Source organism: Azospirillum argentinense (assembly GCF_000632475.1).
GTDB classification, from domain to species: Bacteria; Pseudomonadota; Alphaproteobacteria; order Azospirillales; family Azospirillaceae; genus Azospirillum; species Azospirillum baldaniorum.
Genome location: NZ_CP007793.1, coordinates 2,244,672 through 2,259,149, shown reverse-complemented (window position 1 = coordinate 2,259,149; position 14,478 = coordinate 2,244,672). Strand labels below are relative to the sequence as shown.

At 69.3% G+C, this 14,478-nt stretch carries 12 protein-coding genes and 1 pseudogene; 2 read left to right on the top strand and 11 right to left on the bottom strand.

Annotated elements, in window-relative coordinates:
• Nucleotides 1–68: 68 nt before the first annotated feature.
• The 8 genes from argE to ABAZ39_RS10610 all read right to left on the bottom strand — a co-directional run bounded on the left by argE (nt 69) and on the right by ABAZ39_RS10610 (nt 10,139).
• Nucleotides 69–1,217 (bottom strand): acetylornithine deacetylase, encoded by a 1,149-nt coding sequence (gene argE, locus ABAZ39_RS10645; protein ID WP_038529238.1) that lies wholly within the window; start codon nt 1,215–1,217, stop codon nt 69–71.
• A gap of 110 nt (nt 1,218–1,327) precedes the next feature.
• A complete protein-coding gene (locus tag ABAZ39_RS10640) occupies nt 1,328–2,287 on the bottom strand; it encodes an agmatinase (protein WP_038529236.1) in 960 nt (319 codons plus the stop codon).
• A 55-nt stretch (nt 2,288–2,342) separates the two neighbouring features.
• Nucleotides 2,343–2,765, bottom strand: coding sequence for a RidA family protein (locus ABAZ39_RS10635; RefSeq protein ID WP_038529234.1), 423 nt, complete (start codon nt 2,763–2,765; stop codon nt 2,343–2,345).
• Nucleotides 2,766–2,881: 116 nt separating this feature from the next.
• The gene (locus ABAZ39_RS10630; RefSeq protein WP_051657945.1) at nt 2,882–5,005 is read right to left on the bottom strand and encodes a dipeptide ABC transporter ATP-binding protein; all 2,124 of its coding nucleotides are present in this window, start codon (nt 5,003–5,005) and stop codon (nt 2,882–2,884) included.
• Between the two features lie 4 nt (nt 5,006–5,009).
• Nucleotides 5,010–5,873 carry an ABC transporter permease gene (locus ABAZ39_RS10625; protein ID WP_247881570.1) on the bottom strand — a complete coding sequence of 288 codons (864 nt, stop codon included), beginning with the start codon at nt 5,871–5,873 and terminating at the stop codon, nt 5,010–5,012.
• Nucleotide 5,874: 1 nt separating this feature from the next.
• Nucleotides 5,875–6,831, bottom strand: coding sequence for an ABC transporter permease (locus tag ABAZ39_RS10620; RefSeq protein ID WP_038529233.1), 957 nt, complete (start codon nt 6,829–6,831; stop codon nt 5,875–5,877).
• A gap of 67 nt (nt 6,832–6,898) precedes the next feature.
• Nucleotides 6,899–8,401, bottom strand: coding sequence for an ABC transporter substrate-binding protein (locus ABAZ39_RS10615; RefSeq protein WP_038529231.1), 1,503 nt, complete (start codon nt 8,399–8,401; stop codon nt 6,899–6,901).
• A gap of 322 nt (nt 8,402–8,723) precedes the next feature.
• Nucleotides 8,724–10,139, bottom strand: a complete 1,416-nt coding sequence (locus ABAZ39_RS10610; protein ID WP_051657943.1) for an MmgE/PrpD family protein — start codon at nt 10,137–10,139, stop codon at nt 8,724–8,726.
• A gap of 164 nt (nt 10,140–10,303) precedes the next feature.
• Between ABAZ39_RS10610 and ABAZ39_RS10605 the strand changes: the two genes are divergently transcribed.
• Entirely contained in the window at nt 10,304–11,260 is a 957-nt protein-coding gene (locus ABAZ39_RS10605; protein WP_038529229.1) for a LysR family transcriptional regulator, read from the top strand.
• Nucleotides 11,261–11,272: 12 nt separating this feature from the next.
• On the opposite strand, the pseudogene ABAZ39_RS37850 reads toward ABAZ39_RS10605, so the two are convergent.
• Nucleotides 11,273–12,220: pseudogene (locus ABAZ39_RS37850) on the bottom strand (AraC family transcriptional regulator).
• Between the two features lie 62 nt (nt 12,221–12,282).
• Between ABAZ39_RS37850 and ABAZ39_RS10595 the strand changes: the two are divergent.
• Nucleotides 12,283–13,017, top strand: coding sequence for an SDR family oxidoreductase (locus ABAZ39_RS10595; RefSeq protein ID WP_038529227.1), 735 nt, complete (start codon nt 12,283–12,285; stop codon nt 13,015–13,017).
• Nucleotides 13,018–13,037: 20 nt separating this feature from the next.
• Here the strand turns inward: ABAZ39_RS10595 and ABAZ39_RS10590 are convergent, their stop codons facing one another.
• Together ABAZ39_RS10590 and ABAZ39_RS10585 are read right to left on the bottom strand one after the other, a co-directional pair.
• A complete protein-coding gene (locus tag ABAZ39_RS10590) occupies nt 13,038–13,952 on the bottom strand; it encodes a sigma-70 family RNA polymerase sigma factor (RefSeq protein ID WP_051657942.1) in 915 nt (304 codons plus the stop codon).
• 26 nt (nt 13,953–13,978) lie between these two features.
• The gene (locus ABAZ39_RS10585; protein WP_038529225.1) at nt 13,979–14,314 is read right to left on the bottom strand and encodes an antibiotic biosynthesis monooxygenase family protein; all 336 of its coding nucleotides are present in this window, start codon (nt 14,312–14,314) and stop codon (nt 13,979–13,981) included.
• Between the last annotated feature and the right edge of the window lie 164 nt (nt 14,315–14,478).

Below are 14,478 nucleotides of genomic sequence, written 5' to 3'. Positions count from 1 at the left end.
GGGAGAAACGGGATCGTCGCTTTTTGGTTTGCTAAGTTTGAATCACGTCAGCCCTGTGGCGGGCGCGGTCACGCCAGCCGGGCGAGCAACGCATCCAGCATGCGGTCGCAGGCGGTCAACTGGTCCTCCGCGACGAACTCGTCCGGCTTGTGGGCCTCGCCGATGCTGCCGGGGCCGCAGACGACGGTGGGAATGGACAGGCGCCGCTGGAACAGGCCGCCCTCGGTGCCGAAGGAAATCTTGCCCAGGCTGTTGCCGCCGGTGAGCGCCTTGACGAAGGACACCACCTCCGCATCCTCGTCGGTGTCGAGGGCGGGGTAGCTGGACAGCTCCGTGATGTCCACGGCGGCGGCGGGGAAGGCGGTGCGCAGACGCTTCTCCATGGCCTCCGCCTCGGCGCGGACGGCGTCGAGCAGAGGGTCCACCGGGTCCTGCGGCAGGTGGCGGATCTCCATGTCGAGACGGCACTGGTTGGGCACGATGTTCAGCGCGGTCCCGCCCTGGATGACGCCGGCGTGGATGGTGGTCCAGGGCACGTCGTAACCGGCGTCGCGCGCCCCCTCGGTCTGCACCCGCTCCTGAAGGCGGCGCAGGCCGGTGAGCATGTCGCAGGCCATGTGGATGGCGTTCAGCCCTTGCGGGGCGAGGCTCGAATGGCACTCGGCACCCCGGCAGTCGATGCGCAGCGCCGTCTTGCCCTTGTGGGCGGTGACCACCTGCATCAGGGTGGGTTCGCCGACGATGCAGAAACGCGGGCGGACCGGCAGGGCGGCCATCATGTCGATCAGGCGCCGCACGCCCAGGCAGCCGACCTCCTCGTCGTAGGACAGCGCGAGATGAAGCGGCTGGCTGAGCGTCCGCCCGGAGGCCCGTTCGGCCAGGGCCATCGCCGCGGCGATGAAGCCCTTCATGTCGGCGGTGCCGCGGCCGTAGAGATTGCCGGCCCGGCGGGTCAGGCGGAAGGGATCGCAGGTCCAGGCCTGCCCGTCCACCGGCACCACATCGGTGTGGCCGGACAGCAGGATGCCCGGACGGTCGGCCGGGCCGACGCTGGCGAAGAGGTTGGCCTTGCGCCCGTCCTCGCTCGGCACCAGCCGCGTGGCGGCGCCGACCGCCTCCAGCCGCTCCTTCGCCCAGAGGATGAGGTCGAGGTTGCTGTCGCGGCTGACCGTGGGAAAGGCCACCAGCCGCTCCAGAATGTCCAGCGTCGCACCCATGGCGGGATGGTCCTTCTTCCTTGGTCGTCGATCGGCTTCGGCTTTTCCGCGCCGACGGGACGGAGGCGGCCGTCGGCCGGCCTCCTCCGTTCCTCGTCAGGCCGCGCCGCTCACTTGGCGTCGAAGTAGCCGGCCTGGATGGTCTTGCCGATCAGGTTGCAGATGATGCGGCCGGCGGTGATCGCGGTGATGCCGTTCACGTCCTTCTTGGGCGTGATCTCCACGATGTCCATGCCGACGACGCGGCCCTTCTTCACCAGGCCGTGGATCAGCGTGCGGATCTGGGGATAGGTCACGCCGCCCGGCGCCGGGCCGTTGACGGCCGGCATGATGGTCGGGTCCATGCCGTCGGCGTCGATGGTCAGGTAATAGCGCCCGCCGTCGGGAATGCGGTCGAGCACCGCCTTCATGCCGACGTCCTGCAGCTCCACGTCGGGGATCAGCACGGCGCCGTAGGCCTGGGCCGCCTCGACCTCCTCCGGCCGGGCGCTGCCGGCGGAGCGCAGGCCGATCTGGAAGATCTGGCCGACATGGTCCATCTCCGCGGCGCGGCGGATCGGGCTGGAATAGCCGCCGCGGGCGCCGTTCACATGGTCGCGCCAGTCGAGGTGCGCGTCGATGTGCACGAGCGTGATCGGACCCTGATCGTTGTAGGCGCGCAGCACCGGGATCGGGATGCCGTGGTCGCCGCCGATGATGATGGGAAGCATGCCCTTGGCGAGCATCGCCCGCACCACCGCCTCCGCGTTGCGGTAATGCAGGTCGAGGTCGCGCGGGTTCGCCTTCACGTCGCCGCAGTCGACGACCTTGATGTCCTTCCCGCCGAGCAGCGGACCGCCGATGTCGAAGTCCCAGCGCTCCAGCTGGCGCAGCGCCCGCTCGGTGTAGCGGCGGACCCAGGTCGGGGCGTTGGTCTGGTCGTTGGTCACCTCGTCGATCGAGTAGGGATCGCCGTAGGGGATGCCGAGGATGCCGATGTGGCCGTCGAGCTGGTCGAGATCCGTGCAGATGGGGAAGTCGAGGAAGCTCTGCAGTTCGCGGCGCGGCGGATTGGTCAGGGTGCTGCTCATGGCGGGCGTTCCAGGTCTCTTTTGTGGCCAGGTTTCTTCTGTGTGATACGGGGGATCAGAGGGCGTCGGGGATCACGGCGATGGCATCGACCTCGACCACCCACTCCGGCCGCGCCAGGGCGCTGACGACGATGCCGGTGGAGACGGGATGGACACCCTTCAGCCACTTGCCGATGGTGCGGTAGACCGGCTCGCGGTAGCGCGGGTCGGTGATGTAGACGGTGATCTTGCAGATGTGCTCCATCTTCGCGCCGGCCTCGTCCAGCAGCATCTTGATGTTGCTCATGGCCTGCTCGGTCTGGCCGGCGGCGTCGCCGATGGCCACGCTCTCGCTGGTGTCGAGGTTCTGGCCGATCTGGCCGCGCACGAAGACCATCGCACCGCGGGCCACGACCGTCTGGCAGAGGTCGTTGTCCAGCGCCTGCTCGGGATAGGTCTTCTTGGTGTTGAACTTGCGGATGCGGGTGTGGGTGGTCATGGGTCGGTTCTCTCTTGGGTGAATGGGTGCGCCGGGCATGGTTTGGGCGTATCCGGGAGGCCGAAGCCGTCCCGGCCGTCACGCCGCCCGGAAAGGGTTGGCTGCGGATTAGGCGGTCAGTGCAGGGCCGCCAGTTCGGGAAAGACCGACGCCCGTTCCGCCAGCTCGGCCAGCGGGATGTGGCAGGCGATGCGGTGGCCGTCGGCGGCCGTCTGCACCGGCGGCGCGCGCTCGTCGCAGATGGCGCCGAGCTTGCGCGGGCAGCGGCCGCGGAAGGCGCAGCCCCCGCCGCCGGGCGGTGCGGTGGAATCCTCCAGCAGGATGCGCTCGGGCTCCGGCCCGTCCTCCGTTCCGCTCAGCCGCGGCACCGCCGACAGCAGCGCCTCGGTGTAGGGGTGGTAGGGCGGGCGCAGAACCCGGCCGATCGGACCCTCCTCGCAGATCGTGCCGCCATAGACGACCAGCACGCGGTCGGCGATGTGCGACACCACGGCGATGTCGTGGGTGATGAACAGGTAGGACAGCCCCAGCTCGTCCCGCAGGTCGGCGAGCAAATTGAGGATGTTCGCCTGCACCGAGACGTCGAGCGCCGACACCGCCTCGTCGCAGACGACGAACTCCGGATCGGTGGCCAGGGCGCGGGCGATGTTCACGCGCTGGCGCTCGCCGCCGCTCAGCTCGTGCGGGTAGCGGTCGGCGTAGGCGGCGGGCAGGCCGACGCGGGTCAGCAGGGCCGCGATCATCTCCCGGCGCTCCGCCTCGCCCTGGTGGCCGGCGAGGACGAGGGGGCGCTCCATGGCCGCCCCCACCGTCTTGCGCGGGTTGAGCGAGGCGGCGGAATTCTGGAAGACGAGCTGGGCGCGGCGGCGCAGGTCGCGGTCGCCCTCCTTGGCCTGCTTGATGAAGTCGGCGCCGTCGAACAGCACCGTGCCGGCGGTCGGCTCGATCAGGGCCAGCAGCGAACGGCCGATCGTGCTCTTGCCGCTGCCGCTCTCGCCGACCACGCCCAGCACCTCGCCGCGCTGGATGGTGAAGGAAACGTCGTCGACCGCCACCGTGCCGTCGCGGCGGAGCCACGGCAGGATCGACCGGCGCTCGCCGAAAACCTTGCGCAGCGCCTCGACCTGGACCAGCGGGGCGGAGCGGGTCGGCGGTGCCGCCGGCGCCCGGGACGCGGTCGACTCCTCCGGCCACGGTGTGCCGGACAGGGCCTCGGCCTTCCAGCAGCGCACGCTGTTGCCGGCGGCGTCCCCGCGCAGCGCCTGGGGCAGGCGGCGGCAGGTCTCCTCGGCGAACGGACAGCGCGGCGCGAAGACGCAGGAGTCGGGAGGACCCGACAGCTTGCTGACCGTGCCGGGGATTGAGGACAGGCGGTGCCGGCGGTCCGTGGTGATGCGCGGCAGCGCCGCCACCAGACCCTTGGTGTAGGGATGGACCGGCCGGGCCAGCACGTCGCGGGTGCGCCCGGTCTCCACGACCTCGCTGCCGTAGAGGACGCAGACCGAGTTGCAGATGCGGTTGACGATGCCGAGGTTGTGCGAGACGAACAGGGCGCTCAGATGGTGGCTCTCGCACAGGCCGGCGAGCAGCTCGATGATCCGCGCTTCCACCGTGACGTCGAGCGCCGTCGTCGGCTCGTCGAGAATCAGCAGCTTGGGGTCGCAGCCGAGCGCGGTGGCGATCAGCACGCGCTGCTGCATGCCGCCCGACAGCTGGTGCGGGTAGGACTGCGCGATGCGCCGCGGCTCGCGGATGCCGACCTCGGCCAGCAGCTCTTCCACCCGTGGTGCTGCCTGCCGGGGGGTGAATCCCTTGTGCTGGACCAGCGGTTCGGCGATCTGCCGCCCGACGGTCAGCGCCGGGTTCAGCGAGGTGAATGGGTCCTGGAAGACCGCGGCGATGCGGTCGCCGCGCAAGCTCCGGCGGTGCGCGGCGGACAGGCGGCGCAGGTCGGTCCCCTCGAACAGAATCTCGCCGCCGTCGATGCGCCCGGCCTCGCCCAGCAGGTCGAGGATGGCCATGGCGACGGTGCTCTTGCCCGAGCCGGACTCGCCGACCAGCCCCATGACCTCGCCCGGCCGGATCGCGAAGCTGACGTCGCTGGCGGCGCGCAGCGTGCCGCGCGGGCTGGCGTAGTTGATGGTGAGGTTGCGCACCTCCAGCAGGGCGGACACGGCGGTCGCGGGGGCCGGGCTCGGATCGGGGGACGCGGCGGCGGAAAGGGGCACGAGAGCGGTCATGGGGTCAGTGTCCTCCCGTGTTGCGGGGGTCCAGCACGGCGCGCAGTCCATCGCCCAGCAGGTTGATGCCGATCACGGTGATGCCCATGGCGAGGCCGGGGCACAGCGCGATCCACGGCGCCTGCTCGACGAAGGGCCGGGCCTCGCTGATCATCAGGCCCCAGTCGGAGGAGGGCGGCTGGGCGCCCATGCCGATGAAGCTGAGGGCGGCGCCCAGCAGAATGGCGAAGACGACACGCAGGCTGGACTCGACCGCCAGCGGCGGCCAGATGTTCGGCAGGATCTCGTGGAACAGGATGTAGGCGGTGCTCTCGCCGCGCAGCCGGGCGGCGGTGATGAACTCCTCCTGCATCAGCTCCAGGGTGATGGCGCGGGTCAGGCGGACCACCTGCGGCACGTAGACGATGCCGATGGCGACGACCGCCTTCCACAGGGCCGGCGGCGTGACCGCCAGGACGAGGATGCCCAGCAGGATGGGCGGGAAGGACATCAGCACGTCCATGCAGCGCATGATGATCTCGTCGGTCCGGCCCCGGCCGTAGCCGGCGACCAGCCCCAGCGGCACGCCGACGAGCAGGCTGATGGCGGTGGCGGCGACGCCCATGACCAGCGAGTTGGTCGTGCCGACGAGGGTGCGGCTGAACACGTCGCGGCCGTACTCGTCGGTGCCGAACCAGAAGTCCGGCCCCGGCGGCTGCAGCCGGCTCATGATGTTCATCTCGTCGTAGGGGTAGGGGGCCAGCCATGGGCCGGCCACGGCGACCACCAGCAGCGGCGCCAGCAGCGCGATCCCGAGGACGAGCGAGGTGGGCCAGCGCTTCGGTGCGGAGCGGGGGGGCGCGGCGGGGGTTTGGCTCGCGGCGGTCATGTCAGGCGTTCCCCATGCCATGGCGGATCTTCGGGTTGACGAACGCGTAGAGGAGGTCGGCCGCCAGGTTCGCCAAGCAGTAGGCCGTCGAGATGATCAGGATGGTCGCCTGGATCAGCGGCAGGTCGTGGCGCTGGATGGCGAACAGCAGCAGCCGGCCCATGCCGGGGAAGGAGAAGACCGTCTCGATGACCACGACGCCGCCGAGGATCAGGCCGAAGTCGATGGCGAGCACGGTGATGGTCGGCAGCAGCGCGTTGCGCAGGGCGTGGCGGACGATCACCACCTTCTCCGGCAGGCCCTTGGCGCGGGCGTATTTTACGTAGTTGGTCTGCAGGACGTCGATCATGCTGGAGCGGGTCAGCCGCGCGATGCGGGCGATCAGCATCAGCACCAGCGTGACGACCGGCAGGACCAGATGCGACGCCCAGGGCACGAAGCCGTCGGCGAGCGGCGCGTAGCCGCCGGTCGGCAGCCATTTCAGGTAGCTGCCGAAGACCAGCACCAGGACGATGGCCCAGAAGAAGTCGGGAACGGCGATGCCGAGATAGGACACGCCCGAGACCATCTGGTCGGCCATGCGCCCGCGGCGCACCGCGGCCAGGACGCCGGCGCCGATGCCGATCACCGTCACCACCGCCAGGGCCACCACCGCCAGGACCAGGGATCGGCTCAGCGCCTCCATCAGGATCGGCGCGACCGGCTGCTCCAGCACCAGCGAGCGGCCGAGATCGCCCTGCAGGATGCCGGCGGCCCAGCGGCCGTACTGCACGATCAGGGGCTGGTCGAGACCGAGCTTGACCGTGATGGCGTCGATCACCTCCTTCGAGGCGAACTGCCCGGCGATCATCGACGCGACGTCCCCCGGCATCGCCTGCGTCACCAGGAAGACGAGGATCGACATGACGACCAGCACCATCGCCAGATAGGCCAGCCGGGTGAGTGTGTAGAGGAGCATGGAGAGAGCTTCCCTTGGCCCGGGGCCGTCGGGAGCGCGGCGGGCGCTCCCGACGCCGTCGACGGCTCTACTGGCCGACCGAAACGTTGCGCAGGTCGAGGAACATCATCGGGTGGGAGGTGAAGCCCTGCACCCGCGCGCTCACGCCGTTGACGTGGTTGATGACGTAGGGGATGACGCCGGGAGCGTCCTGGACGGCCAGCGCCTGCACCTCGCCATAGAGCTTCTTGGCCTCCTCCTCGCTGGACGCCTGACGGGCGCCGTCGAGCAGCTTGTCCATCGCCGGGTTGGCGTAGTTCCACAGCGCGGCGTTCCACGACCCGCGCGAGTGGTACCAGGGGTAGACCGAGGTATCGATCGTCGGGCGGCTGAAGAAGCCGTCGATGTAGAAGCCCGCCTTGCCCTCGATGTCCTTCAGGAAGACGTCGAAGGGCACGCGCTGCACGTTGACGGTGATGCCTGCCGGCTTCAGCAGCTCGCGGACCGCCAGCCCCAGGCGCTCGCGGGTGGCGCGGCCGGCCGGGGTGTAGAGCGTGACCTCGAAGCCGTTGGGATAGCCGGCCTCGGCCAGCATCTTCTTCGCGGCGGCCGGGTCGCCCTTGGCGATGGGCAGGTCCTTGTTGAAGTAGGGGTGGCTCGGCGGGATCGGCGAATGGGTCGGCGTGCCGTAGCCGAACAGGGCGATCTGGGTGATCGCCTGCTTGTCCAGCGCCGTCGCCACCGCGCGGCGGACGCGCACGTCGTCGAACGGCTTGGTCGTGCCGTTCATGATCACGCCGTCCCAGGTGGAGGTCGGCACGGCTTCGGCCTTCAGGTTCGACGTCGCCTTGACCTTGTCCACCGCCTCCGGCGGCAGGTTCCAGGCGAGGTCCAGCTCACCCGTGGTCAGCGCCGCCACTTGGCTGGCCGTCTCGGGCAGGATGCGGATCACCACCTCGTCCAGCTTCGGCAGGCCGGCCTCGAAATAGGTCGGGTTGCGCTTCACCACCATGCGGTCGCCGGGCGCAAAGGAGACGAACTGGAAGGGGCCGGTGCCGACCGGGTTGGAGGCCAGCGTGTCGAGGGCGTCGCGCGGCACGATGCGCGCCTGACGCTCGCCGAACAGCTCGGCGAAGCCGGAGTAGGGGGACTTCAGCGTGAATTCCACCGCGTGGGAATCCACCGCCTTCATCGACTCCACGATCTCGAAGTTCACGCGGGCGGTGGAGCCGGTCGCCTTGTCCTGGATGCGGGTGATGGTGGCGAGCACGTCCTCGGCGTCCATCTCGCGGCCGCTGTGGAACTTCACGCCCTTCTTCAGGAAGAAGGTCCAGGTCTTGAGGTCGGCGCTGTGCTCCCAGCGCTCGGCGAGGTCCGGCTTCAGCGTCATGTCGGCGGCGATCGCCGTCAGGCCGTTGAAGAGGAGGTAGGCGGCCACATACTCCTGGCCGCCCTTCATCTTGGCGGGATCGAGGGTGTTCAGGTTCGAATCCACCGCCACCTTGAGCGTGCCGGCGGCCTGCGCGGACAGCGCCGTGCCGGAGAGGAGGAAAGCCGAGAGCACAGCCCGTGCCACCAACCGTTTCACCATGATGAAGCCTCTCTGCTTGCGGGGTCCGTTGTGGACCTTGGTTCCTGTTGCCTCGACGCTCTCACAGACGTGTCACGAACGGAATGACCGAGGACGCGCCGTCCGGTGGTCCAGGGAATGCCTAAAAAATACTCATTTTTGCGAATGCGAGCGGGATGCCCGATTTTCGACCACAGACAAAGTCCGGATTTCTCCGCCGGGATTTGGTTCGTCCCGCCGATAATCATGCCTAAAAATTAGGCTCACTCGTCGGCGCTTGTCCCGTACCATGAATGTTTTTTGTCGGCACCATGAATGCACCCGTATGGTATCGGAGTGGGGATCAGTCCGTACCGCCGTCCAGCACCCCATCCAGCAATCCGCCCAGGCCGGGCAGGGCGTCGATCGCCAGCAGGCGCCGGTGGAGCCGTTGCGCCGCCGCGGGTCCGATGGCGCGGGCGGCGCAGGCGAGGAACTTCGCGGTGTGGGCCTCCATCGACAGGGGGCGGGCGACGGTGCCACGCGCCGAGGCGCAGAAGCGGCGGACGCTTTGCCCCGTTCGGATCTCCACCGTCACGTCGGCGCCTTCCGGGGCCAGCCGCGCCCGGTCGGGATCGGCGTTCCAGCCGGGATCGGGCCGCAGGCTGACGCGCTCCATCGCCGCGCGCAGGCGCGGGTCGGTCAGCGTCGGCCCGGTCAGATGATCCAGCGTCAGGTCGCCGTGCAGCATCACGCAGGCCACCGCGAAGGGCAGGCTGAAGCGGGCTTCGCCGGGGGTGGCGGGGCGATCGTAGGTGAGGTTGGCGGCCACCACCGGCGGCACGACGCAGCGCACCGCCGCGATGTCCGACGGGTCCAGCCGGTGCTCCGCCATCAGGTCGCGCACCGCGTCGGCCGCGGCGTGCGAGGAGAGGCAGACCGGATAGGCCTTAGTGTCGATGCCGGGGTCGAGCAGGTGCCACCGCCGGCCCAGCTCGTCCAGCGCCATGGCGTCGAAACGGCCCTGCGCCATCAACCGGGCGAAGCCGCGCGGGTCCTCGACCACGCCGTGCGGCACGGTCCCGCCGCGCATCGCCAAGCGCACCGCGCGCAGCCCGTTCGCGGCGGCCTGGGCGGCCAGCAGCGGCTTGGCGCCCGTGCCGAAGCAGGCCCGTAGGCCGCCGGTCCCGCAGAGCGCGAAGGCGATGGCATCGGCGGCCCGGTCGCCGTCCAGCCGGAAGGCCTTGGCCGCCGCCGCCGCGGCACCGACGGTGCCGAACAGCGCGGTGGTCCACCAGCCGGCTTCGTACACGCCGTTGCCGAGGGCGATGGCCAGCGCGTATTCCGCCTCCGCCCCGGCCACCACCGCGGTCAGCAGATCGGCCCCTGTTCCGCCGACGGCCTCCACCGCGGCCAGGGCGGTCGGCACCACCACGGCGGAGCCATGGACGAAGCCGGCGTAGCAATTGTCGTCGAAATCCAGCGCGTGGGCGGCGGCGGTGTTCGCGAAGGCGGCCCCTTCGGCGCACCGCCGCCCGCCCCCCAGCAGGGTGCATGGACCGGTGGCGTAAATGTCCAGCGCTTCCTCCCGCGCCATGCGGGCGGCATCGGCATCGGCGCCGGCACCGGCCAGCGCCACGCCCAGCGTGTCGATGATGCAGCCGCGGCCGACCGCGGCGGCCTCCTCGGGGATGCCGGCCCGTTCCAGACCGGCCAGCCAATGGCCGATGAGCCGGGCAGCGGGAGGGGCAGCGGGAGGGGCGGAGGGAGAGGTGGTCATGGCGGAACCTCGCGCGGATGGGCGGACGATCCGGCGAGGCTGCCAGCGACCATCGTCCTCCGTCAGGCCAAGAAAGGACTTTCATGGTCAGGATGAATTGGATTCATAATGCGGCACCCCTCGGGCACCACCGCACCCACCGACCGACGGAACCCGGCACCGCCATGCGCCACCGCGACTTTGACCTGGATTCCCTTGAAGTGTTCGTGACGGTGGCGGAGCTGGGCAACATGACCCGCGCGGCGGGCCAGCTGGGGCTGACCCAGTCGGCCGTGTCGCACGTGGTGCGTCAACTGGAAACCGCCTTCGCCACCCAGCTCTTCGACCGGAGCATCCGGCCGATGGCGCTGACCGCCTCCGGCCACCGGCTGTGGCACTGGAGCAAACGGATCCTCGGCGACGCCCGCCAGTTGCCGGCGGTGATCGGCGGCAAGGATGCGCTCTTCGTGCCGGAGCTGAGGCTCGGCTGCATCGACACGCTGGCCGCCCCCTTCATGCCGCGGTTGCTCCAGCAGCTCCGCGACAGCGTGCCGTCCTTCAGCATCGCGGCGGGCCTCAGCCGCCAGCTGCGGGAGCAGTTCATGGCCCGGCGCCTGGACGTGATCTTCACCAACGAGTCCTTCGACGACCTGGATCAGGTGGACAGCTTCCGGCTGCTCAGCGAGCCCTTCGTGCTTCTGGTGCCCCGCAGCGCGCCGGATGTCGCCGACGAGGCCGGGCTGCGCGCGCTCTCGCAGGCTTTGCCGCTGATCCGCAACACGGTGGACAGCAGCCTGGGCCGGATGGTGGACCAGCACCTGCGCCGGCTGGGCATGGAGATCCCGCGCAGCTTCGCCTTCGACGCCGTCGACACCATGATGGCCATGGTGGCCGAAGAGATGGGGTGGAGCCTGCTTCCGCCAACCGCGCTGGTGAAAAGCCGCCAGCATCTGGGGCGGCTGAAGGTGCTGCCCTTCCCGGCGGCCAGCTTCCGCCGGTCCGTCTTCGTGGTCGCCCGCAAGGGCGAGCTGGGGTCGCTGCCGGCGCGCATCAACAAGGTTGGCCGTGGCATCCTCACCCAGGGCTATTTCACGGACGTGTTCGCCTCTTCGCCTTGGCTGAAGCCGATGATCGGGCGTTGACGACCCCCGGCCTCATCCGTCGGCGCGCGGCCGGCTCCCGCCGTGGCGCCGGCCCCCGGGCGCGATGCCGAAGGAGCGGCGGAAGGCATGGCCGAAGGCGCTTTGCGACCTGTACCCGACCGTGCTCGCGACGCTGGCGACGTCGGCGCCGTGCCGCCCCAAGGCGGCGCGCGCGAGGGTGAGACGCCAGGCCCGCACATAGGCCAGCGGCGTCTGCCCCACCCGGCGGGTGAACTGCGCGGAGAAGGCGGCGCGCGACATGCCGGCGACGGCGGCGAGTTGCGCCACGGTCCACGGTCGCGCGATGTCGCCGTGAACGGCGCGCAGCACCCGGCCGAGGCGGGGGTCGGACAACGCGCCCAGCCAGCCCATCCCGACGGCCTCGCCGCCCGCCGCATGGGCGCGGATCGCTTCCACCAGCAGCACGTCGGCGAGGCGGGCGGTCACGACCCCGTGACCCAGAGGGGCCCGCTCCATCTCATCCCCCAGCAAGGCGAGGATCGTCGACACCGGGCCCGATCCGGGGGAGGAGCGCGGGATCAGCAGGGCATCCGGAAGCATGTCGAGCAGGAACGCGGCGTTCCCGTCGGCGAAGGAGACGCTGCCGCCGATCGCGATCATGGCGCTTCCGCCAAGCTGAACGGTGTCGTGGCCGGGCATGCCGAAGAGGCTTTGGCCATCGGTGCGGGGCAGGGCCGGATCGCTGGCGACGGCGTAGGGTATCCGTCCGATAAGGCAGACATCCCCGGCGCTCATCAATCAGGGAGGATGACCCGGGAGGATCAGCCAGTTCGTGCCCTTCAGCAGCGCCACGAACTTCAAGCGGTCGAGCGCCGGGAATTCCAGCGCCCAGTCGTTCGCGGCCTCCAGCCGGGTCAGGCGGCTGACCCGGGGACCAAGGACGTCCAGGACGTCCGACAGCGGATCGGCGGCATGACAAGACGATCGCGACAAAACCACGGACCCTCTCTCACAGATGATCTTGCACCATGCCTGAACTGCGTGTGCGAAGGAGAAAGGCAATGGGCATGGACGGCAAGGTCGTGGTCATCACCGGCGCGAGCAGCGGCATCGGCCGCGCCACAGCGATGCTTCTGGCCGAACGCGGGGCGTTCGTGGTCCTGGGCGCCCGCCGGGACAGTGCGCTGGCCGAGGTGTCGGGCGCGATCGCCGCGGCCGGCGGCATGGCCGTTCACAAGGTGACCGACGTTCGCCGGCGCGACGATCTCGAAGCTCTGGTCGCCCTTGCCGTCGAGCGGGGCGGCAGGGTCGATGTCCTGGTGAACAGCGCGGGGATCGGTCCGATCTCGCGCTTCGACGCGCTCCGCGTCGAGGATTGGGACGCGATGATCGACGTCAATCTGCGCGGCACGCTGTATGGCATCGCTGCCGTTCTGCCGCTGTTCCAGCGTCAGAAATCCGGCCACATCATCAACATCGTTTCGACCGCCGGCCTCAAGATCCTGCCCACCATGGGGGTCTATGCCGCGACGAAGAACGCGGTGCGCACCGCCACCGAAGCCCTGCGTCAGGAGGCCGGACCGCATCTGCGGGTGACCGAGATTTCCCCGGGCTTCGTTGCAACCGATTTCGCAGCCTCCATGACCGACCCCGCCATCCGGGAGGCGATGGCGAAGCGGGCCGCCACGGTCTCGATCCCGCCGGAAGCGATCGCCCGCGGCGTCGTCTACGCCATCGAGCAACCGGATGATGTCGATGTCGGCAGCATCGTTATCCGGCCGACGGCCCAGGACTGAGCGTCTGTTGTTCAGGGGCGTCACACCGTGACGCGCATCGCCGTCGCATCGGTGGAGGCCTTCCGGTGCATCGAAGCGCCGTCCACACGCCGCAGCTTGTCGGGGTTTCTGGTGATGTAGAGCGCGACGATCTTTCCCTGCTCGATCTGCAGGGCGGTGGTCTGGACGATCCCGCCGCCTTCGACGGAAATGAAGCCGGCGAGCCCATCGATGACGGCGTAGCGTATGAGAAGCGATGGAGCCTGCTTGAACTCCTGCGCGAGCTGGAGGTGTCGCGCCATCACCTCGCCGATTCCGATCAGTGGACGCTGCGAGGCCGGCACCTTGCCGCCGCCGTCCGTGCTTGCGGTCACATCATCGGCAAGAAGCAAGCGCAGCCGGTCCATGTCACCCTCGCGCGACGCGGTGAAGAAGGCGGCGGCGATCTCCAGCCCTTGTTCCTTCGTCACCGCGAAGCGTGGGCGGGCCGCCTGAATGTGGTCACGCGCCCGGCTGGCCAGTTTGCGACAGGCCGCTGTTTCACGGCCGATGGCGTTGGCGACATCGTCGAACCCCATGCCGAACACGTCGTGGAGCAGAAAGGCCGCTCGCTCCAACGGGGACAGACGCTCCAGCGCGATCATCAAGGGAAGCGTGATGTCGTCGATGGCGTCCGGTTCCTCCGCGTCGACGATCGGTTCCGGCAGCCACGGCCCGATGTAGGTTTCGCGCCGGCGCCGTGCCGATTTCAGTTCGTTCAGGCAGAGGCGCGTGACGATGGTGTGCAGCAAGGCCGCCGGTTGCCGGACTGTCTCACGGTCGGTCGACAGCCAGCGGAGATAGGCATCCTGAACGACGTCCTCGGCATCCGCCACCGATCCAAGCATCCGGTAGGCGAGGCGGATGAGGCGGGGGCGGATGTCGGCGAATGACGGGTCGGTGGAGCGGTCGTTCATGGCCTTGCTGCCTCGCCATGCCTTCGTTAATCCGCGTGAACGGCGCTGACCGTATAAAGGCTGGGCGCGACCGATGTCGCGAGACCCGCGAACATCTTCAGTTGCTCCTGCGTCTCGGGCTTCCTCATGAAGCCCTCGAAGTGCTCCTTGGAGGCCCATTGAGCGTAGTTGACGACCGTCTTCCCGTCGAGGCTGCTGTGGATGCTGACCGATAGGAAGCCGGGCTGGTGGCGGATGGTGTTTTCGGTCGCTTCCGACAGCGCCTTCGCCAGGTCGGCCTGCGTCCCCGGCTCGACCCCGTAAACGTTTATCAGCGTCAGGCACGGGGACTGGGGATCAATCGTCGCTGTGTGCTTGGCCATCGTCGTCTCCCTTGAAAGTGCAGCCACGGGGGAGATGACAACGCCCACTCCCCGGACTGTGACATGCGGGGCGAAAAAACCAAAAATGCCGGGCGTTTATCGGCTCATGGCTGAAGAGCGACGTGTCCTGCGGTCCTCTCAGGGGGCAATGGCGCAATCAGGTT

Coding starts and splice junctions, on each gene's coding strand:
- ABAZ39_RS10615 (WP_038529231.1), bottom strand. CDS start 8,401: ATGGTGAAACGGTTGGTGGCACGGGCTGTGCTCTCGGCTTTCCTCCTC.
- ABAZ39_RS10590 (WP_051657942.1), bottom strand. CDS start 13,952: ATGAACGACCGCTCCACCGACCCGTCATTCGCCGACATCCGCCCCCGC.
- ABAZ39_RS10640 (WP_038529236.1), bottom strand. CDS start 2,287: ATGAGCAGCACCCTGACCAATCCGCCGCGCCGCGAACTGCAGAGCTTC.
- ABAZ39_RS10630 (WP_051657945.1), bottom strand. CDS start 5,005: ATGACCGCTCTCGTGCCCCTTTCCGCCGCCGCGTCCCCCGATCCGAGC.
- ABAZ39_RS10625 (WP_247881570.1), bottom strand. CDS start 5,873: ATGACCGCCGCGAGCCAAACCCCCGCCGCGCCCCCCCGCTCCGCACCG.
- ABAZ39_RS10620 (WP_038529233.1), bottom strand. CDS start 6,831: ATGCTCCTCTACACACTCACCCGGCTGGCCTATCTGGCGATGGTGCTG.
- ABAZ39_RS10585 (WP_038529225.1), bottom strand. CDS start 14,314: ATGGCCAAGCACACAGCGACGATTGATCCCCAGTCCCCGTGCCTGACG.
- ABAZ39_RS10605 (WP_038529229.1), top strand. CDS start 10,304: ATGCGCCACCGCGACTTTGACCTGGATTCCCTTGAAGTGTTCGTGACG.
- ABAZ39_RS10595 (WP_038529227.1), top strand. CDS start 12,283: ATGGGCATGGACGGCAAGGTCGTGGTCATCACCGGCGCGAGCAGCGGC.
- argE (WP_038529238.1), bottom strand. CDS start 1,217: ATGGGTGCGACGCTGGACATTCTGGAGCGGCTGGTGGCCTTTCCCACG.
- ABAZ39_RS10610 (WP_051657943.1), bottom strand. CDS start 10,139: ATGACCACCTCTCCCTCCGCCCCTCCCGCTGCCCCTCCCGCTGCCCGG.
- ABAZ39_RS10635 (WP_038529234.1), bottom strand. CDS start 2,765: ATGACCACCCACACCCGCATCCGCAAGTTCAACACCAAGAAGACCTAT.